We start from the raw sequence: 18,714 nt of genomic DNA, 5'->3' as shown, positions 1-18,714 counted from the left end.
CGCCGGTGAACAGAAACCGGACATTGCCATAGCGCAGCCGAAACGCGACCGAGTGGCCGTTGATCGTGTGGCTCGCAGAAAGCCCCGATCCCCGCCCGGCCCCGTGGGTTCCCAGCATCAAATTGGCATCATCGGGCGGGCTGGCCAGAAACCGAAGCCCGGGCTTTCCGTTCACATCCTCTGTGATCGGGCCATAGAGATCGACCTCAACCCCTTCGCTGCGCAAGAAATCAAAGGCCTGGCCGCGGGTCTGATCAAGCCGGCGGCGCTCTATCGGCTGGCCCCAGGCGGCCAGGCTGCGCGGCTCCCACGCGGCCAGCGTTTCCATCCAGGCGGTGAACGGTTCGTTCAACTCTGCCGGGGGCAGCGCAGCGGGATCCTCGACAAGGCCGGTAACATAGGTTGCCTGACCAAGCTTTTCGGTCTGCCCCAGCATTTCCACGTCTTTGCGCTTGATGCCGGCCAGCTTGCCCGGCCGTTTTGCAATCCCGTTATGATAGTAACGCTGCGGAGCAACGAAGATCCGTTTGGCAGGATTGGAGTTTGTTTCCGATTTGCGCAGTTCGTTCAGCCCGTCAAAGTGATCGGCATCGCCATGCGTTACCAGCATCAGATCGACCTTCAGCGGCTTTTGTTCGGTGGTTCCGGGAAAGCGCGCGGCGGCGTGGCGGGCGAACAGCTGGTTATCGCCGCCATCGATAAAGATCACTTTGCCCCCGGGGCTTTGCAGGATCAGTCCATCGCCTTGCTGAACGTCAATCATCGAAAGCCGCAGCAGCGCCTTGTCGCGCAGCTTCACCTTGGCCGATATGGTCCCCTCCAGCGCCGGATTGCCCCGTCCGATCGCGCGCACCCGGATGGTGCTGGCATCCTGCGCCAGGACCTTGACCTCATCCCCCCAGAACAGTTGAACAGGTTTGCCCGCATCGGGCCGCATCGAAACAATATCATCATCGATAAAGGGCATGGCGAACCTCACGCATCAGAAAACCGGATTGGGAAATGCAGCAATCTATCGTTCTTCGCCGTGATCTTCGTCACCGCGGCGCCCGAATTCAGCATAACGCACCTTAATTCCTGCGCCAAGCGGTCGTTAACCATGGCATGACCGCGCATGATCCATCACTTGGCCGCCCCGGCGGCGGCATTCTGGGCTGGCTGGGCCTGGGAGCCCGCCAGCTTGAAATCCAACCCGATGCTGGCGATCCACCTTCGCCCACCGATCGGCGCGAAAATCTGCGTCTGCGGCAGGTAGAAGAGGTTGCACGCTTTATTGCCGCGCACCAGTTGGAGGTCAACGCGACCAGTCTGGCGGCCGGCTGGAACTATCTGGCCGCTGCCGACCGGGATCTGGTTTTGGCGATCGACCGGCGAATTCAGGCCCGTTTGCCCCTCACAATCGACTGGCTGGATGAAGCGCTGAGCGCGCAGGATGATGGCAACGAACTGGAAACGCTGACCGATCTGATGCAGCGGCTAGAAGGCAGCATCGATGAATTTGCCAAGACCAGCCGCGACGCCCATGTCGCCACCAACGAATATCATATTGCCCTGGAAGGCCACGTTTCTGAACTGGAGCAAGTGACCCGGGCTGGCGATGTCATTTCCGATCTGGCCAATATCGCCAAGGCCATGTTGATCCGCACCCGCGATATCGAAAAGCAGATGTTGCGCAGCGAGGCGCAGACCCGTGCGCTAAAACGCCGGCTCGATGAAGCAAGGCGCAGCGCCGAGGAAGACCACCTGACCGGCCTGCCCAACCGCCGCGCCTTCGAAGCGTGCTTTGAGGAACAATTCCGCGATGCCCGCGCCGCGGGCGATACGCTGTGCGTGGCGTTTTGCGATATCGACCATTTCAAGCAGATCAACGACAAGCACGGCCACGATGCCGGCGATCGGGTGCTGAAGCTGGTGGCCGAAAGCCTTGCCCGGCTTTCGAATGACCGGTGCCACGTGGCCCGCCACGGCGGTGAGGAGTTCGTGGTGTTGCTGCGCGGCGAATCGCTCGCCGATGCGGCCGCCAAGCTTGACGGGCTGCGCGCCAACCTGAGCGAACGCCGCTTGGTCAACCGCGCCAACGATTTGCCGTTTGGTCAGGTGACGTTTTCAGCCGGGGTCGCAGATGTCTTCATCTCCGGCGATCCTCGCAGCGCGCTCAAGGCCGCAGACACCGCGCTGTACCGAGCCAAGCAGGAAGGCCGCAACATGATCCAGATCGCCACAGCCGAGGACGCCATGCCGGCCCAGCTCAACGCTGCTTAAAAAATTGGATCTGGTCGCAACCGGCAAATACCAAAAAGGCCCACCTTGCGGTGAGCCATTTGGGTAGTGGTGCGCCCGGAACGATTCGAACGTCCGACCCTCAGATTCGTAGTCTGATGCTCTATCCAGCTGAGCTACGGGCGCGTTGGAATGGCGCACATACGGGCGCGGGGCGGGCTTGGCAAGCGGCTATTTGCCGGAATCGAGCAACACCAAAACGGCCTGGGCCAGCGGCACATCCAGCGGCGGCATATCAAGCGCCAGCAAGCCATCGGGCGCAAACCAGCCTAGCTCTTGCGCATCCAGGCAGACTGGATCGCCCGGCCATAAGCGGCAGGTGTAAAGCCTGATGACAATCCCCAGAACAGCATCTGATGCTTGTGCCAGCGGCGTAAGGTTGGCTTCGGCGACAACAAGCCCAAGCTCTTCATCCACCTCGCGGCACAGCGCCGCAGGGCCGGATTCGCCGGGTTCCACTTTTCCGCCGGGGAATTCCCACAGCCCGGCATGCGCGCGGCCGGCTCGGCGGCGCTGCATCAGGACGCGGTTCTGCGCATCAATCAACGCGATGGCCACCACTTCGATCTGTGTCGGATTTTTTTTCACAACGCAGGCGCGTCTAAACCAATTATTAGGGATGCGGCCACTATTTCCCTGCGAGGCTGCCAAATCAGCGGAGACTGGGAATGATGAAAGCTTTCTTGAACCGACTGGCGAAAGATTGCGCGGGAGCGTCCGCGGTTGAGATGGGTCTGATCTGCGCGATGATCGTGCTGGCAATGCTGACTGCGCTGCAAGGCGTGGCCAACGAGACCAAGAACACCTGGACTACCGTTTCATCAAAATCGCAGGAAGCCATCAACGGCGCCACCGCAGCTTAAAGATTTGGCAAGGAATTGCCTTTAATTCGAATCTTGCTCGCTCCGGGTGATTTGGAACGAGCCGGGTAAACATGAAGACTGCAACAGGAGACTAGACATGAAGTTCATCAACAAGCTGATCCGTGACGAAGCTGGCGCCACCGCAATTGAATATGGCCTGATCGCCGCCCTTATCGCTGTGGCCGCTATTGCTGCCATGCAGGGCCTCGGCAACCAGCTGAAGACCACTTTCAACACCACTTCGTCGGCTATGTCGGGCGCTAACGCTGCTCCGGCTGCTTAATTAGCCACGTAGCTACAATGAAGGGCGGCAGGGAAACCTGCCGCCCTTTTTGTTTGCCCAGCGCCCAGACCAATTGGCCTATGTTCCGGCATCATTGGATCAAGTCAATGTTGATAAATATGGGTTTAATGGCCCCGACCCGCGTTAACCCCATGGTAACGAGTTTGCCACAATATGACCTCGTTCGAACCGGCCAACAGGGGTGGTGCGATCACTTTTTGCGTGAGCTATCTTTGGAGGCCAATATGAAATTTCTCAGCAAACTCATTCGCAACGAAGCGGGTGCCACTGCCATCGAATACGGTCTGATTGCAGCCCTTATCGCCGTTGCGGCAATTGCGGCCATGCAGGGCCTTGGCAACCAGCTAAAGACAACCTTCGAAACCACCTCGTCGGCAATGTCGGGCGCGAACGCTGCTCCGGCAGCCTGATCCGAACAGATCAGCCATACCTCAAGGAGACACGAGATGAAACGCATCACCAGATTGTTGAGCGATGAATCTGGCGCCACCGCCATTGAATATGGCTTGATCGCCGCACTCATCGCGGTTGCCGCTATTGCTGCAATGCAAGGAATGGGCAACCAATTGCAGACGACCTTCAACACCGCGTCGTCAGCAATGTCCGGCGGAAATGCAGCCTAGCGCTGCATAATCCGGAGCGAACAAAAAATGGGTAAAAAAATGGGCGGTGCGCACCCTGCGCGCCGCCCATTTTTGCTTCCCCAATCCGGTCAGTATGTAACCAGTTTGATCCTTTGGCCTACTTTCACAGTCGCGCCAGCAGCCAGTCCGTTCAACACCAGAAACCGGTCCAGCGGCGCATCGGTATAGGCCATGCGCTTGGCCAGCGTCTGGATGGTGTCGCCTTTCTTGACAGTCACAATCACCAGCCTGCGCGGCCTCAGCGCCGCAGCCTCGGCCGCGCTGAGCCGGCGAACCGATTGGAACATCGGATCAAACACATTTGCCCCGGCCTGGGTAATGGTCATGAAGTGATAGGCGTGGGTGGCATCCCACTGATAGGCGAAAACGGTGATATCAACCTGGCTATTGTTCGAATTGACCCGCGCCACGCTGTAGGCCGCCGGGATCCCGTTGACCGTGGTGCGCTGCACCGGCGATGGATTGAGCTGCGCCTTGTTGGCCGTGGCAAAAGCGGTGAACACCCCGCGGACGTAGGCATCAAGATCGCCATTGAACTGACCAGCAGTAGTGAACTGACCCTTGCCTGCCTGCCCGCCAACCATAACCGCCTGCGGGCTGTTGATCAGGTAGAATCCGCTGGGCGCATCGAACGCCATCTTGTCAATCGGATGCTTGAAGCTACGGCCCTCAACATAGCCTTGCTCGGGCGCGTCGCCATAGGTCAAGCCGCTGATTTTAGATAGAAATGTATCACGATTGAGCGCGCCGCCGCCGGCTCCGGCCAGACCAGCAGTGGTGCGCACCCGGCCGGCCGGATCGGGGTGGGTAGAGGCCCATTCGGGAACCTGATCATTTACGCCCTTAAGCCGGGCATCAAGCGCATTCTGATTGGCCAGGCTTTGCAACACTGTGGACATCGCGCGGGGATCATAACCGGCCTTTTTGAGATACTGAATTCCCAACGAATCAGCCTCTTCCTCCTGCTTGCGCGAGTATTTCAGCGTCAGCAGCTGCGATCCTTGCAGAAAGCCCTTCTGGAGGATCTGGCCGACTTGGCTGTTGCCCAAAAACACGCCTGAAAGCACCGCGCCGGCCACCCCAAGAATAGTGTTCTTGGTCGCCGCGCTTTGCCGCCTTGCGCTATGCTTGGCATCGACGTGGCCTTCCTCATGGCCCAGAACCCCGGCCAATTCGGCCTCGTTGTTCATCAAGGCGACCAGCTGCCGGGTGGTGTAAAGATAGCCACCGGGAATCGCGAAGGCATTATCAACCGATGAATTGAGCAAGGTGACGGTGTATTCGCTTGCCGGGCTGCCGCCTGCTGCCACGGCGATCTTGCGCCCGACAGTCTGGACATAGACCGCCTGCGGACCGGTCATCGCGCCGCCGAATTCAGCCATCAATTGCGGATGATACTTGGCCCCTTCGGTCTTGTCCTTGGCGCTGATCGGAGCGACTGCGGAGGACTGCGCGCCGCTGGGCGCGGCAGACATCGAACTGAAGGTAAGCGCCGGGATTAGCGCGGCGAACAAGGCCTTCTGGCCAAAAGTGCGGGACATTGGAGACTCCTCGGGCTGCGACTGCAAGCAGGGTAATGGGTTGCCAACGCTTTGCAATCACGAAGCTTCCGCCAAGCTGAACAAGCCGCCGGGCTGATCGGTTCAGCCCTCGCCGATCCGCAAAAATCGCTCTTCGCGCTTGGCCCGAAGCTGGTCTGGCGAAAGCTTGCTCAAGGCATCAAGCTCTTCGCCGATCGCTGCGGCCAGCGCCCGCCCGGCCAGATCAGGATCGCGGTGCGCCCCACCAACCGGTTCCTTGACGATCCGGTCAATAACGCCAAGGCCCAGCAGGTCCTGTGCTGTCACTTTCATCGCTTCAGCTGCATCGGCCGCTTTTTCGGATGTGCGCCACAGGATCGAGGCGCAGCCTTCGGGGCTGATTACGGCATAGACCGAATGTTCCAGCATTAGCACGCGTTCAGCGCTGGCCAATGCCACGGCGCCGCCCGAACCGCCCTCCCCCACAATCACCGCCACCATCGGCACGCCCAAAGCCAGACAGGCCTCGGTCGAACGGGCAATTGCTTCGGCCTGGCCGCGCTCCTCAGCCTCAACCCCGGGAAACGCCCCTGATGTATCAACCAAAGTGACCACCGGCAGGCCGAACCGCCCGGCCAGTTCCATCAACCGGATCGCCTTGCGGTATCCTTCAGGTTTGCCCATCCCGAAATTGTGCTTGATCCGGCTTTGCGTATCATTGCCCTTTTCATGCCCGATCAGCATCACCCGGCGCGCGTTTTCTTCAGACCCAAGTTTGGCAAAGCCGCCGATGATCGCCTGATCGTCTCCGAAATAGCGATCGCCGCCCAGCGGCATGAAATCGGTAAAGATGCTGCTGGAATAGTCGCAGAAATGCGGGCGCATCGGGTGGCGCGCAACCTGGGTTTTTTGCCACGGGGTAAGCGCGGCATAGGTGCTAGCCAGCAGATCCGCGCTTTTTACTTCGAGCCGGCGAATCTCCGCTGTCAGATCGACATCGCCTGCCTTCGCGGTCTCACGCAGCTCCGCAATCCGGGCTTCCAGCGCCGCAACCGGCTTCTCAAACTCAAGGTAGGAAATCATGCCCTTCGCGCTAGCCCTCTGCCGCGCGCACTGCAAGAGGGTGCCGCGCATTGACCAGTGCCACCAACCGCGCCGCATCCACGTGGGTATAGATCTGGGTGGTGGCGATATCGGCGTGGCCCAGCAAGGTTTGCAGCACGCGAAGGTCCGCCCCGCCTTCAAGCAAATGCGTGGCAAAGGCGTGGCGCAGGACATGCGGGCTGACCTTTTCAGGATCAATTCCGGCGCGTGCCGCCAACGCCCGCAACAGCTGAAACAGCCTAATTCGGGTCAGGTGCCCACTCTTGCCGGTCGAAGGAAACAGCAGCTTGCCCGCATCACCGCGCAGCACCGTCCAACGCGATAGTGCAGCCCGTGCGCGGGTGCTGACCGGGACCATCCGCTGCTGCCCGCCCTTGCCCGTTACAGTCAGAAGCGGTGCATCGCGCGGCACCGCACTGAAGGGCAGCGATACCAGTTCGCTGGCGCGCAGCCCCGATCCATACAGCAGTTCCAGCAGGGTCAGCAGCCGCACGGCCTCGCGCCGCTCGCCCACCGCTTCCTCTTCGGCCCGGGCAAACAATGCCGCAACCTCTCCGTGTCCCAGCACGCGCGGCAGCGGGCGGCGGGTGCGCGGGCGCGGCAAGGCCGGTGATGGATCATCGCCGCGCCAGCCTTCATCCACCATGAAGCCGCAGAACTGGCGAAGCGCCGAACATTTGCGCGCCAGGCTTGATGGGGCCAGCGCAGCCCAGGCCGCACCCAATGAGGCGAAGGCATCGCGGTCTGCCGCAACCAGCTCTCCGATCGCCTCTTCGGCGCCTTCAAGATCGCGGCGATAGGCGACAAGCGTGTTGGCCGCAGCGCCGCGTTCGGCGGCGAGCATAGCGAGGAACGAGTCTATCGCGGCCGAAATCGATCAACCCCGCGCCACGGCCTCTGCCGCAATCATCCGTGCTTCAGCCGAAAGGCCCACGCGGTTCAGCGCCGAGACGATGTGGTAGAGGTTGAAGCTGGTCATCTTGGTCCAGCTATCGCCCTGCATGCCCAGCCCCGCCAACAAGATCACCAGTTCACGGTTGTTCAGATCAGCAGCTTGAACGATCAGCCGGCTCCACTTGGTCTGGCGGCCAAGATCGACACCCAACTTTTCGCTGAACCCGGTTATCGTATCGCGCTCAACCCGCGACAAGCCAGCCAGCCCCGCCAACAGAAACCTGGACTTGCGGTAACCATCGCTGGGGTCATTTCCATAGAAACTGTCCAGCGCGCCAAGTTCAACCGGCGCCGTGCGGTTGGGCGCTGCCAAGGCCAGCTGCCCCCAAGTGAGTGATCCGATATCAGCCTGTTCGCCCCAGCGCAGCGCGTTCTGATCAAGCCCAGCGGCCAGCATCGAGGCCACCAGATCGGGCGATTGTGCTGCGAAATCGCCCGATGGGGTCAATCTGGCGGCGGCATAGGCGGTAAGAACCTGGCGCGAATAGCGCACTTCGTCATCACCGGCGCCGTCCCACAGCGATTGCATCGCCGCCATCCGGCTGGCTTGCGTTTCGCCCAGATAGGCATTGCGCAGGGTATCGGCGGCTTCAGCAAGCGGCCCGCTCAGATCGTTCTGGGCATAGATCTGGCTATACAGATCAACCATCGCGGTTGATGAGAGTATTCCCGCAGCTGCGGCCCGATCAGCCCCTTGGGCCCGCGCAGGAAGCCCGGCCATCGGCGCCGTGGCTGTGACATAGGCATAGCGGATAGGCAGGTCTTTCAACAGCGAATCTGGCGGGGCAACGCCAACAGCCATACTCAGCGCATAGCGCCACGGGTTCATGTCGCTGACCCCGTCCCACTCAATTTTCACCATCTGGCGGGTCTTGCCGGCAGCCCCGGCATAGCGTTTGGCCAGCAGGATATCGATCTGGGGCCAACCCTGATCGCCCACCAGCCTGTCCAGCTGGGCCATGCCCGAAGCGCCGCTTCCCTGAAACGAAGAGCAGATCCCCTGCAATACCCGCCAATCGGCATCCTTGCGGCCGCCACCAATCACGGTAACCACCGGGCAGATTCCGGTAATGTCAGCGGTGAACTGGTAGGCATCGACCGCCGCCTGGGTCAGCGCGGGGGTATAGTTTCCGGCATCGACATCCTGCACCAACTGGCGCGCGGCCTCACCCTCACCCATGCGCACCAGCAATGCGGCGCGGGCCGCGGCAAAATCGGCCGGGTTCATACCCGTTGGCGCGTCAAGCCGCGCGGCGAGGCCCCGGCGCAGCAGAATGTGCCCCCAGCGCGAAACCAGCCGCCCCTTGTTGCCATCAATCGCGGCCCTAATCAGCGCAGCAGGCTGGCGGCCCAATGAACCGGGCGGCATCCCGCCTTCATCCTCAGCCAAAATCCCAACCTGCTTCAAGGACCGCCGCGCTGCGGCCGGCATATCGAATTTGGGCTTGAGGCCGAGCAATTGGTCAAGCTCGTCCGGGCTCATTGATTCGAGCTCTTTCAGCGTCGGAATTCGCGCGCCCGAAGGCAGCGTGGCAGGCCGGACTGTGCTGGTCGCATTGCCTGAACTGCCCCTGACCGCGCCAGGAATCGGCTGGACAACTGCAGTTGATCCGTCGCTTGGGGTGGCCGGCTTGGGCCCAGGTTTGGGTTTGTCAAAACCAGGCGGCAGCAGCGATTCGGGCGAATCCTGCGCAATCGCCAGCACCGAAGACAGCGCCAGCGCCAGCGCCAGCGTGGCAGAGCCGATCAGCAGTCGCTTCATTGCGCCACCGAAGGCAGCAAAGCGGGCGATATCTGCGCGCTGACCGGGCGTTCACCGCCATCGTGCCAGGCCCAGGCCAGCACCAAAATCAGCAGCGCCAGCACGCCGCCGCCAATCTTCCAGCCTCTGCCCAATCGTATTGCCACTTGCGACCTTCCAGTCCAACGCTTGCGCTGCGGGTTAGCGCAACTATAGGCGGGGCCGCAATGGACCATGCACTTTCCCCTGCCGAAATTGCGGCACTAGCGCGGCGGATCGACCGTCCGGTTGTGCTGGTGGGGATGATGGGCGTGGGCAAGACCAGCGTCGGCAAGCGGCTGGCATCGGCGTTGCACCTGCCGTTCACCGATGCAGACGAAGAAATCGAACGCGCCGCACATATGTCTATCCCCGAGATTTTCGAACGGTTTGGCGAAGGCTATTTCCGCGATGGTGAGCGTCGGGTGATCGCACGGCTGGTTGAAGGACCTGGCCAGGTGATAGCCACTGGCGGCGGCGCCTTCATCAACCCGGAGACCCGCGCGCTGATCCTGGACAAGGCCATTGCGGTCTGGCTGGACAGCGACATCGACGTACTGGTTGAGCGGGTTGGCCGCAAAGGCAACCGCCCACTGCTGAAACAGGGCAACCCGCGTGAGATCCTGACCCGGCTCAAAGCGGAGCGGACAAGCGCCTATCGCGAGGCTCCGATCCATGTGACAAGCGGCAACGATGCACATTCGCGCACACTGACCGCGATCCTGAAGGGTATCGATCAATGGCTGTGATTCCTGTCGATGTGGCCGGCGCGCCTTATGAAGTGCGGATCGGCACCGGTCTGCTGGTCAATCTGGCTGGCGAATGCGGCGCCAGACTGCGCAAGCGCCGGGTGCCAGTGGTAACCGATGCCAATGTTCACAAGGCCTGGGGTGAAACCATCGAAGGTGCCCTGCGGCAGGGCGGGCACGAAGCGGCCTGGCTGATCCTGCCCCCCGGCGAGGCGAGCAAAAGCTGGGATCAACTGGCCGCAACAACCGACTGGTTGCTGGCCGAAGAGGTTGAGCGCGGCGATCATGTGCTGGCGCTGGGCGGCGGGGTTATTGGCGATCTGACAGGATTTGCCGCTGCGATCCTGAAGCGCGGCTGCCACTTCATCCAGCTGCCAACCACCCTACTGGCGCAGGTTGATTCAAGCGTGGGCGGCAAGACCGCGATTAATACCCCCGCTGGCAAAAATCTGGTTGGCGCATTCCACCAGCCCGCGCTGGTGCTGGCCGATCTGGCAACGCTGGACACCCTGCCGCAGCGCGAACTGAAGGCCGGTTATGCCGAGGTGGTCAAGTATGGTCTGCTGGGTGATGCGGGTTTCTTCGAGTGGTGCAAAGCCAATGGCGCGGCGATGCTGGCGGGCGATGCAGCGCTTCGCGAATATGCCGTAGCCCACTCGGTTGCGGCCAAGGCGCGGATAGTCGCCGCGGACGAGCGCGAGACGCTGGGCCTGCGGGCGTTGCTCAATCTGGGCCACACGTTCGGCCACGCGCTGGAAGCGCAGACCGGCTTTTCCGATCGCCTGCTGCATGGCGAAGGCGTGGCGCTGGGCATGGTGCTGGCGGCACGCTTTTCCGCCGCGCGGGGGCTATTGGCGGTGCAAGCGGCTGAAAGCATAGCCGGGCACTTTGCCGCCATCGGTATGGCCAGCGAGATTGCGTCGCTAGGCCTCAATTGCGACGGCCCGGCGCTGGTGGCGCACATGCTCCATGACAAGAAGATGGATGCCGGCGTGCTGCCCTTCGTACTGATGAAGGGCATCGGCGAGGCCTTCCTCGCCAAGGATGTGGCGCTGGACGAGGTTGCGGCGTTCCTGGATGGCGAACTGGCGCGCTAGGACGCACACGCTCCACTCCCCTTCACCGTCACCCTGAACTCGTTTCAGGGTCCATCGTGGTTCTCATCCGGTGATGTCTGGCACAACTAAACCGTGCCGTTGGCTCACTTCACGCACCCGATTGGTTATTGGCGAAATGGACCCTGAAACAAGTTCAGGGTGACGAGGTTCGGAGGCGGAGGAATTTGTTGCCCCCGCCAGCAACAATGCTAGCCTCAGCCGAAACGAAACCAACGGGGATGCCAAATGACCGCAGCCGAAGCCACGCCCGAGTGGGATGAAGTGACCGACAAGGCCTTTCTGGGCCACCCAAAGGGCCTCGGCTACCTCGCCTTTGTTGAGGGGTGTGAGCGGTTTTCGTACTATTCGATGCAGACCCTGCTGGTCTTGTACATGACCAAATATCTGTTGCTGCCAGAGCATTTTGGCGGAGTGATCGGGCTGCAATGGCTGCAAGGCGCGTACTTTGATGGCAAAGCCGGCCAGCCGCTCTCCTCGGCAATCTATGGCGAATATTCCAGCCTGGTCTATCTGACCCCGATTCTAGGCGGCTTGATCGCCGACCGCTGGCTGGGTCGGCGCACCACCTTGTTGGCGGGCGCGATTGTGATGGCGATTGGCCATTTCCTGATGGCCTTCGAAGGCCTGTTCCTGTTCGCGTTGCTCTCGCTGATAGTCGGGGTTGGCCTGTTCAAGGGCAACATCGCCAGCCAGGTGGGCGAGCTTTATGGCCCGAAGGATCTGCGCCGGGCGATGGCGTTTCAAATCTTCTACATCGCGATCAATGTCAGCGTGATCATCGCGCCGCTCATTTCGGGCACCTTGGGTGAGAAAGTCGGCTGGCATTGGGGCTTTGGCACGGCCGGCGTGGTAATGGTGCTGGGCTTGCTGCTCTATATCAAGGCCGGGCCATGGTTGCCCAAGGAGAACCGGACGGAGCAAAAGGCGGCTTCGGTAGCTGGCAGCAACTTCCCGATTCTGCTGGGCACTGCTGCGGCGGTTGTCGTTCTGCTCCGCCTCATCGCCCCGTCGGTTCCGGCGATTGCTGCTGCCGGCATTTCCGGACAAATCGGTTTCGGCGTGGCAATAGGCTTGCTGGCTTCAGTCGCCCCAGCTGATCGGCCACGGCTGTTGGCGCTGCTGCTGCTGATCCCTATTCTGGCTTTGGCGATGCTGACCAACCAGCAGATCTTCAATGCATATTTGAACTGGGCCGACACACAATTTCAGCTGACCTTCTTCGGCGTCACCCTACCAACCAGCTATATGATCACGATCGACGCCGCGCTAAGCTTCACGATGCTCGCCGCCGTCGCGCTCTACTGGAAATGGCGCAGCGACAAGGGTGCGTGGGAACCGGACGAGATCGGCAAGATGATACTTGGCAGCTTCTTTGTGATCGCAGGCGGGCTGTGCCTCTATGTCGCTGCGCTGACCCAGGGATCAGGCAAGATCGGACTGTTCTGGCCGGTTATGTTCCACCTGTTCAACTCGATCGGGTTCAGCCACATCATGCCGGTCAGCCTGGCGCTGTTCACCAAGGTTGCACCCAAGGCGATCCTGGCGACGGTGGTGGGGATCTATTACCTGACCTTCTTCGCCGCCAACAAGACCGTTGGGATCGTCGGCGGCTGGTATTCGACCATGGATACACCCAGCTTCTGGCTGGTCCATGTTGGCACCGCCGCGGCTGGCCTGGTCGGGTTCGTGCTGTTCAAGGCGCTGATTGGCAAGCGGCTGGACGGGGATCCCGCCTAGCCAAAGATCGCGATTGATTGCATTCCCACCGCAACCGCCTCGCCGCGGGTGTTCCAGATTGCCATGTCCTGGCTGGAACAGCCTTTTTCGGCATAGTTTGCGGCGGCGCGCAGCAGGAACCAGCCATCATCGGTTTGCGGCAGCGGGGTCAGCAAGTTGATCAGCCAGGTCATCGAGCTGATCGGCGCCGGGCCGGTCAGCGGCATTACGCCCGGCGGCAAGGCATCGCCAAGCAGGATCATGGCCACCATCGGATCGAGCCCCGCCGCATCCTTGAGCCGTTCCCACCAGATAATTTCGGGCTGCTTTTCGGCGCTGCGGTGCTGGGCAAAGCGGCGTTCGAAATTTGGGGCAAAGCTGGGCCCGGCGTTTTCAGGCAAGGCAGCGGCATCAGCCAGCGGCACAACATCGGGCATTGGCACATCGTGAAGGTGCAAGATGCTGGCCTCTACCGCGCCCATGAACACAAAGGTCGCAGTCAGCCCCACCCCGGCTTCGCTGGTCACTTCGGCGTCGATCCAGGTGGCGTTGCGGCCGCGCCGCAGCAGCCGCGCGCGCACTTCCACTTCGCCCGAAAGCGGACCGACAAAATTGATCGTTGCTGATCGCAGCGGCGGCAGATCATCGGCCAGTCGCTGCGCCGCAACCAGCGCCAGCGCAGCAGAAAACCCGCCATAGGTGGTGCGGCCCTGCATCCAGTTTTCTGGAACCTGCGCGGAAAACCCGCCATCGATCGGCCGCGCGGCGGCAAGTGTTTGAGGCAAAGACATGGGCCTTGCCATTGACGTAAACGGAAAGCGGGTCAACAACAGTTGCATGACGCAATTCATTGACCTGTCGATCCCGATCACCGCCAAAGTGGTGTCCGATCCACCGATGATGCTGCCGCAGATCCACTATACCGATCACTCCGAAACCTGGGCCCAGATCGCGTTGTTCTTTCCCGGCCTGACCAAGGAAGACCTGCCCGATGGCGAAGGCTGGGCGGTAGAGACGCTTACGCTATCGACACACAACGGCACCCATATGGACGCGCCGTGGCATTTTCATTCGACCACGCATGAAGGCAAGGAGCGCGCTACGACAATCGACGAAGCCCCGCTTGACCGGTTTTTCCGGCCCGGCGTGAAGCTCGATTTTTCGCATTTGCCCCATGGCACCGTGGTGAGCGCGGCGCAGGTTGAGATCGAACTGGCGCGCATCGGCTACACCCTCCAGCCGCTCGACATCGTGCTGATCCAGTCGGGCGCGATCTATGGCACCGATAATTTCACCGATCAGGGTGTTGGCCTGGGCGGGGAAGCCACACTGTGGTTGACCGCGCGCGGCGTTGAAGTGGTTGGCACCGATGCCTGGAGCTGGGATGCCCCGTTCAGCCACACCGCCCGGCGCTGGGCCGAAAATCGCGATCCCGGCATCATCTGGGAAGGCCACAAGGCCGGCCGCATCCGCCCCTATTGGCAAATCGAAAAGCTGATGAACCTGGCCGCGCTGCCCGCCAGCGGCTTCACGCTCAGCTGTTTTCCAGTCAAGATTGAAGGCGCCAGCGCCGGATGGATCCGGGCCGTGGCGCTCGTGGAGGCATAGTTGAACGGTCAGATATTTCAGATTCTGGTCATTGCATTAAATGGAAATGCCCTTTGCGAAGGGCACTCGATCGAACGGTTTGGACCAGATTCCTCGGCGTTCATGTTCGAACACGAAACAACTTTTCACGAACTGGATCGGACCCAACCCGAAGAGCAGTGGACCAAAATATTCACCAGCCCAAAGTCGTGGCTCGATTCTGGTCGCCAAGAATGCTGCGGTTACCGGGTGCATTTTGTAAGCCGGGATGTTGAGGGAATTCCGGATCGCTCTAGTTCAGCATTCGCCGGTGGGGGATCACGCTGGTTGCTCGAACAGGTCCATGATGGTTCATCCTCGCTATGGGAAAGTTCGCTGGAGCTAACCCATCCCGATGCCCCCAACCGGCGAATCTGGTCTACGCGTTATCATTGTATCGAACCAACGTGGACCGGCAACTGGCCGGCCCATGAAATTCAGATGATCCGCGCAGAATTTCGATTGGCGCTTGAACAGATCCGCGCTTTCGCGGCTTCAATCGATTCCGGTTTTTCCAGCAATTTTGAATCGGCAATTGATCAACTGGATGCGAAGAAGCCTGCTCAGTTCGTCTGGAACCAGAATGCGCTGCCCGATGGCCTAGGCATCTCGCTCGAAGCGCGTCAGCTATTGGCGGCGGCGCAAAAAGCCTGGGTTTTTGGTGGAATGGGGTCCTGGAACGATCTTTATCTTCCGGATCAAGATATCCAGGCAAACTACGATCGCGTTTCGAGCAGTCTTTTCACGGCCTTGCAAAACGCACTGGTCTGCGCCGTGAATTCCACCTGCAGTTGTGACTAGCGACCCATTTGATCCGCTCTGCCTAAACCTTCACAATCCCCAACCGGATCATGTCGCGCGCGGTATCGAGGATGCTGTCCTTCGCCGGGCGCGCGTGCCAGCCCAGCACTGTCTGGGCGTGGCTGGTATCGGCATCGCGAACATGGCCAAGCTCGCCCACCACCTGGCGGATGACCGGATCGAACCAGGCCGAAACCTTGACCAGCCAATCCGGCAAGCCGCGCCGTGGCACCTTGCGCGCAGAATCGCCCAGCCCGACGCGCAGGATTTCCGCAATCTCGCGCATCCACAGAAATGGTCCGGAACACAGAAACCGTTCGCCCGCCATGTTGGGGGCATTCAGGCAGCGCACATGCATATCGGCCACGTCGCGCACATCGACGACCCCGAAGCCGAAATTGGGTAGCCCGGGCAGCGATCCTTCGAGCAGCTTCTTGATCGCCTCTAGCGAGGTTGAAAAATCGCCCGATTGCAGCGGCCCCAGCACCAGCACCGGATTGACCGTGCAGAATTCCATATCTCCGCCATTTTCCGCCACCCAATCGCGCGCGGCGCGCTCAGCGATGGTCTTGCTTTTGACGTAAGGATAGGCGTCCTTGCTGGCCGGATCGGTCCAATCGGCTTCGGTGAAACGCTCTTTCGCGCCGCCATGGCCATAGGCCACCGCCGCCATCGAACTGGTCATCACAAACCGCTGTATCCCGGCCGCCTTGGCCGCTTTCAGTGCACGCAGCGCGCCATCGCGCGCCGGCACGATCAGTTCGTCCTCATGCTTGGGGGCATCGGCTGGCAGCGGAGAGGCCACGTGGGCAACATGGCTGCACCCGGCCATTGCCTCGGCCCATCCGGCATCGCTCATCAGATCTGCGGCGAAAAACCTCAGCTTGGTGCCATCCACCCCCAGATGGCTGCGCACTTCGGCCTCTTTGGCAAGGTTGCGGATTGAGGTGTGGACCATCCAGCCTTCCGCGATCAGCTGCCGGATCAGGAACCCGGCAATATAACCGCTGCCGCCCGAAACGAATACCGTGCCTGCCATTGCCATTCCTCTCTTCAGAACCGGATCATCACTGCGCGGGCCAGCGCGGGTGAGACCGAGTGAACCAGTTGCAAAAATTTGACCATGCCGACGTTGATCGTTTCCTTGCCGCTTTCCATTCCGGCAACGATCTGGCCCGCGCATTCGGCCGCGCTCATCTTGTTTGATCCGCGCCCGGCGGTCATTTGTGTATCGACCAGCGGCGGCAAGGCTTCCAGCACTTTCACGCCCGTTCCTTTCAGCTGCGCCCGGATCCCCATGGTGTAAGACCGCAGCCCGGCCTTGCTGGCGCAATAGACCGGCGATCCGGCATTGGGCGCCAAAGCCAGACCCGAGGTGACATTGACCACTATCGCCTCGCCCCGTGATTTCAGCATCGGCAGCAGCCGCGCGATGATCTGGGTTGGTGCATGCAGATTGAGGTAATAGGTTCGTTCAGCGCCGAGTAAATCCACCTCACCGCTGCGGAAATCGTAATTGGTCCCCGCTCCGGCGTTGTTCACCAAGGCATCGATTGGCCGATCAGCAAGCGCTGCCAGCAATGCCTCAACCCCTTCCGGCACGGAAAGATCGGCCTCAATAACTTCAAATCCTTCAGCGCGGGTCGCTGCAACCCGCGCGGGATTGCGACCATGGGTGATAACCGTGGCGCCTTTGCCGCGAAGTTGCCGGATCAGTTGCGCCCCGATCCCATCGGTGCCGCCAGTGACCAGCACAGTCTTGCCCGAAAGCCGCATCGTCATTCTCCCGCCTTGTATGATGGGGAGTCTAGCCAATTGGTTTCGAATTGCAACCTAGCGCATCAAAACCAGTTCCTCGGCCATCGAAGGATGCAACGCAACGGTTTCGTCAAATTGTGCCTTGGTCAGACCAGCCTTTACCGCAATCGCCACTGCTTGCAGGATTTCCGGCGCGTCGGGACCGATCATGTGAACGCCCAGAACCTTGTCGGTCTGGGGATCCACCACCAGCTTGTAATAGCCCCGTTCCATCACTTCAGAGAACATATTCTTCATCGGACGAAAATCGCTGGTGTAAACCTTTACATGCCCGTGCACTTCGCGGGCCTGCGCTTCGGTCAATCCCACCGCGGCCAGCGGCGGCTGGCTGAACACAGCGCTGGGGATATGATCGTAAGCGGTGGTGCGCGGCATGCTGCCAAACACCGTATCGGCAAAGGCATGGCCCTCGCGGATTGCCACAGGGGTCAGTTGCACCCGGTCAGTCACATCGCCCACTGCATAGATGCTGGAGCAACTTGTGCGGTTATACTCATCGACCGGAATTTCGCCGCCAGATCCAAGCGCCACGCTGGCCGTATCCAGCCCCAACCCATCGGTCTTGGGCCGGCGTCCGGTCGCCACCATGACAACATCAGCGCCAATCGGATCGCCTTCTCCGGCATGCACAATCAGCGATCCATCGGCGGACTTTTCAACCCTGCGGATCGGGCGATTGAAGGCAAACCGGATCCCGCGCGCTTGCATGATTGGCAGCAGCCGGTCGGTCAGATCGTGATCATAGCCCCGCAGGATCTTGTCGCTGCGGTTGACCACGGTAACATCGCTGCCCAGCGCATTGAAAATTCCGGCAAATTCCAGCGCGATATAGCCCGCGCCCTGGATCACCACCCGCTTTGGCAATGCGGGCAGATGGAACACCTCATTTGAAGTGATGCAATGCTCTGCCCCATCAATTTCAGGCATCACCGGCCATGCGCCGACAGCAATGAGAATGAACTTCGCGCTGATCTCGCGCCCGCTGGCCAACCGCACGGTATTGGGCCCGGCCACGGCCGCGCGTTCGTGGAAATGCTCCACCTTGTTGTTGTCCAATGTCGCGGTATAGGCCCGCTCCAGCCGGTCAACATCGCTGGCCACAAAATCGCGCAGCTTGTTCCAGTCGAAGCTCACATCGCCCAGCGTCCAGCCATATTTGGATGCATCGTGCAGTTCGTGGGCAAAGTGGCTGGCATAGACCAGCAGCTTCTTGGGTACGCAGCCCCGGATCACGCAGGTGCCGCCGATCCGGAACTCTTCCGCCACCGCCACACGGGCGCCATGCGAAGCGGCAATCCGGCTGGCCCGCACTCCGCCAGAGCCGGCACCGATCACGAAAAGGTCATAGTCAAAGTCTGTCATGCGGCGCGATATGGGGTGTCAGGCCGGGATTTACCAAACGGTTTTGATGATGAGTGTGATTGATTGTGTCGCCCC

Annotated in this window: 21 protein-coding genes and 1 tRNA gene; 10 read left to right on the top strand and 12 right to left on the bottom strand. The window is 60.9% G+C overall.

What is annotated here, in order from left to right; translation table 11 throughout:
- The coding region (locus ABL914_RS09835; protein ID WP_391563000.1) for an MBL fold metallo-hydrolase at positions 1-967 on the bottom strand (967 nt) is incomplete at its 3' end.
- Between the two features lie 137 nt (positions 968-1,104).
- Here ABL914_RS09835 and ABL914_RS09830 point away from each other — a divergent pair.
- Positions 1,105-2,262, top strand: coding sequence for a diguanylate cyclase (locus ABL914_RS09830; RefSeq protein ID WP_391562999.1), 1,158 nt, complete (start codon positions 1,105-1,107; stop codon positions 2,260-2,262).
- Between the two features lie 67 nt (positions 2,263-2,329).
- Here the strand turns inward: ABL914_RS09830 and ABL914_RS09825 are convergent.
- Together ABL914_RS09825 and ABL914_RS09820 are read right to left on the bottom strand one after the other, a co-directional pair.
- A tRNA-Arg gene (locus tag ABL914_RS09825) sits at positions 2,330-2,406 on the bottom strand.
- 45 nt (positions 2,407-2,451) lie between these two features.
- Positions 2,452-2,868: a (deoxy)nucleoside triphosphate pyrophosphohydrolase gene (locus tag ABL914_RS09820; RefSeq protein ID WP_391562998.1), complete on the bottom strand. Its 417-nt coding sequence runs from the start codon at positions 2,866-2,868 to the stop codon at positions 2,452-2,454.
- 140 nt (positions 2,869-3,008) lie between these two features.
- Here ABL914_RS09820 and ABL914_RS09815 point away from each other — a divergent pair, with 140 nt between their 5' ends.
- The 4 genes from ABL914_RS09815 (at position 3,009) to ABL914_RS09800 (ending at position 4,070) form a co-directional block, all read left to right on the top strand.
- Positions 3,009-3,143, top strand: coding sequence for a hypothetical protein (locus ABL914_RS09815; RefSeq protein WP_391562997.1), 135 nt, complete (start codon positions 3,009-3,011; stop codon positions 3,141-3,143).
- A 97-nt stretch (positions 3,144-3,240) separates the two neighbouring features.
- Positions 3,241-3,426 (top strand): Flp family type IVb pilin, encoded by a 186-nt coding sequence (locus ABL914_RS09810; RefSeq protein WP_391562996.1) that lies wholly within the window; start codon positions 3,241-3,243, stop codon positions 3,424-3,426.
- Positions 3,427-3,671: 245 nt separating this feature from the next.
- On the top strand, positions 3,672-3,857 hold the full coding sequence (locus tag ABL914_RS09805) for a Flp family type IVb pilin (RefSeq protein ID WP_391563003.1): 186 nt from the start codon (positions 3,672-3,674) through the stop codon (positions 3,855-3,857).
- A 36-nt stretch (positions 3,858-3,893) separates the two neighbouring features.
- Entirely contained in the window at positions 3,894-4,070 is a 177-nt protein-coding gene (locus tag ABL914_RS09800; RefSeq protein ID WP_391562995.1) for a Flp family type IVb pilin, read from the top strand.
- Positions 4,071-4,159: 89 nt separating this feature from the next.
- Here the strand turns inward: ABL914_RS09800 and ABL914_RS09795 are convergent, their stop codons facing one another.
- The 5 genes from ABL914_RS09795 to ABL914_RS09775 all read right to left on the bottom strand — a co-directional run bounded on the left by ABL914_RS09795 (position 4,160) and on the right by ABL914_RS09775 (position 9,577).
- On the bottom strand, positions 4,160-5,632 hold the full coding sequence (locus tag ABL914_RS09795; protein WP_391562994.1) for a M48 family metalloprotease: 1,473 nt from the start codon (positions 5,630-5,632) through the stop codon (positions 4,160-4,162).
- 102 nt (positions 5,633-5,734) lie between these two features.
- A complete protein-coding gene (locus ABL914_RS09790; protein ID WP_391562993.1) occupies positions 5,735-6,694 on the bottom strand; it encodes an acetyl-CoA carboxylase carboxyltransferase subunit alpha in 960 nt (319 codons plus the stop codon).
- 10 nt (positions 6,695-6,704) lie between these two features.
- Positions 6,705-7,589, bottom strand: coding sequence for a tyrosine recombinase (locus ABL914_RS09785; RefSeq protein ID WP_391563002.1), 885 nt, complete (start codon positions 7,587-7,589; stop codon positions 6,705-6,707).
- 3 nt (positions 7,590-7,592) lie between these two features.
- Entirely contained in the window at positions 7,593-9,431 is a 1,839-nt protein-coding gene (locus ABL914_RS09780) for a hypothetical protein (protein WP_391562992.1), read from the bottom strand.
- Positions 9,428-9,577, bottom strand: coding sequence for a hypothetical protein (locus tag ABL914_RS09775; protein ID WP_391562991.1), 150 nt, complete (start codon positions 9,575-9,577; stop codon positions 9,428-9,430). The genes ABL914_RS09780 and ABL914_RS09775 overlap by 4 nt, the downstream gene beginning before the upstream one ends.
- 60 nt (positions 9,578-9,637) lie before the next feature.
- Here ABL914_RS09775 and ABL914_RS09770 point away from each other — a divergent pair, with 60 nt between their 5' ends.
- From ABL914_RS09770 to ABL914_RS09760, 3 genes are all read left to right on the top strand, one after another.
- Positions 9,638-10,198, top strand: coding sequence for a shikimate kinase (locus ABL914_RS09770; RefSeq protein ID WP_391562990.1), 561 nt, complete (start codon positions 9,638-9,640; stop codon positions 10,196-10,198).
- Positions 10,189-11,295 carry a 3-dehydroquinate synthase gene (aroB, locus tag ABL914_RS09765; protein ID WP_391562989.1) on the top strand — a complete coding sequence of 369 codons (1,107 nt, stop codon included), beginning with the start codon at positions 10,189-10,191 and terminating at the stop codon, positions 11,293-11,295. Before ABL914_RS09770 ends, aroB begins: the two co-directional genes overlap by 10 nt.
- A 246-nt stretch (positions 11,296-11,541) precedes the next feature.
- Positions 11,542-13,053 carry a peptide MFS transporter gene (locus tag ABL914_RS09760; RefSeq protein ID WP_391562988.1) on the top strand — a complete coding sequence of 504 codons (1,512 nt, stop codon included), beginning with the start codon at positions 11,542-11,544 and terminating at the stop codon, positions 13,051-13,053.
- Here ABL914_RS09760 and ABL914_RS09755 read toward each other — a convergent pair.
- Positions 13,050-13,823 (bottom strand): acyl-CoA thioesterase, encoded by a 774-nt coding sequence (locus ABL914_RS09755; RefSeq protein WP_391562987.1) that lies wholly within the window; start codon positions 13,821-13,823, stop codon positions 13,050-13,052. The two genes, ABL914_RS09760 and ABL914_RS09755, sit on opposite strands and share 4 nt — an antisense overlap.
- Before the next feature lie 46 nt (positions 13,824-13,869).
- Between ABL914_RS09755 and ABL914_RS09750 the strand changes: the two genes are divergently transcribed.
- On the top strand, positions 13,870-14,640 hold the full coding sequence (locus ABL914_RS09750; protein WP_391562986.1) for a cyclase family protein: 771 nt from the start codon (positions 13,870-13,872) through the stop codon (positions 14,638-14,640).
- Positions 14,641-15,459, top strand: a complete 819-nt coding sequence (locus tag ABL914_RS09745) for a hypothetical protein (protein WP_391562985.1) — start codon at positions 14,641-14,643, stop codon at positions 15,457-15,459.
- Positions 15,460-15,481: 22 nt separating this feature from the next.
- On the opposite strand, the gene ABL914_RS09740 is transcribed toward ABL914_RS09745, so the two are convergent.
- From ABL914_RS09740 to gorA, 3 genes are read right to left on the bottom strand one after another with little or no spacing between them, the layout of a single operon-like run.
- Entirely contained in the window at positions 15,482-16,504 is a 1,023-nt protein-coding gene (locus ABL914_RS09740) for an NAD-dependent epimerase/dehydratase family protein (RefSeq protein WP_391562984.1), read from the bottom strand.
- An 8-nt stretch (positions 16,505-16,512) separates the two neighbouring features.
- Entirely contained in the window at positions 16,513-17,241 is a 729-nt protein-coding gene (locus ABL914_RS09735; protein WP_391562983.1) for an SDR family oxidoreductase, read from the bottom strand.
- A gap of 51 nt (positions 17,242-17,292) precedes the next feature.
- Positions 17,293-18,639: a glutathione-disulfide reductase gene (gene gorA / locus ABL914_RS09730; RefSeq protein ID WP_391562982.1), complete on the bottom strand. Its 1,347-nt coding sequence runs from the start codon at positions 18,637-18,639 to the stop codon at positions 17,293-17,295.
- Positions 18,640-18,714: the final 75 nt, after the last annotated feature.

This window comes from Novosphingobium sp., from assembly GCF_040079535.1.
Taxonomy (GTDB): domain Bacteria; phylum Pseudomonadota; class Alphaproteobacteria; order Sphingomonadales; family Sphingomonadaceae; genus Novosphingobium.
The sequence above is the reverse complement of the archived record's forward strand: the minus strand, read 5'-3'. Positions and strand labels throughout refer to the sequence as shown.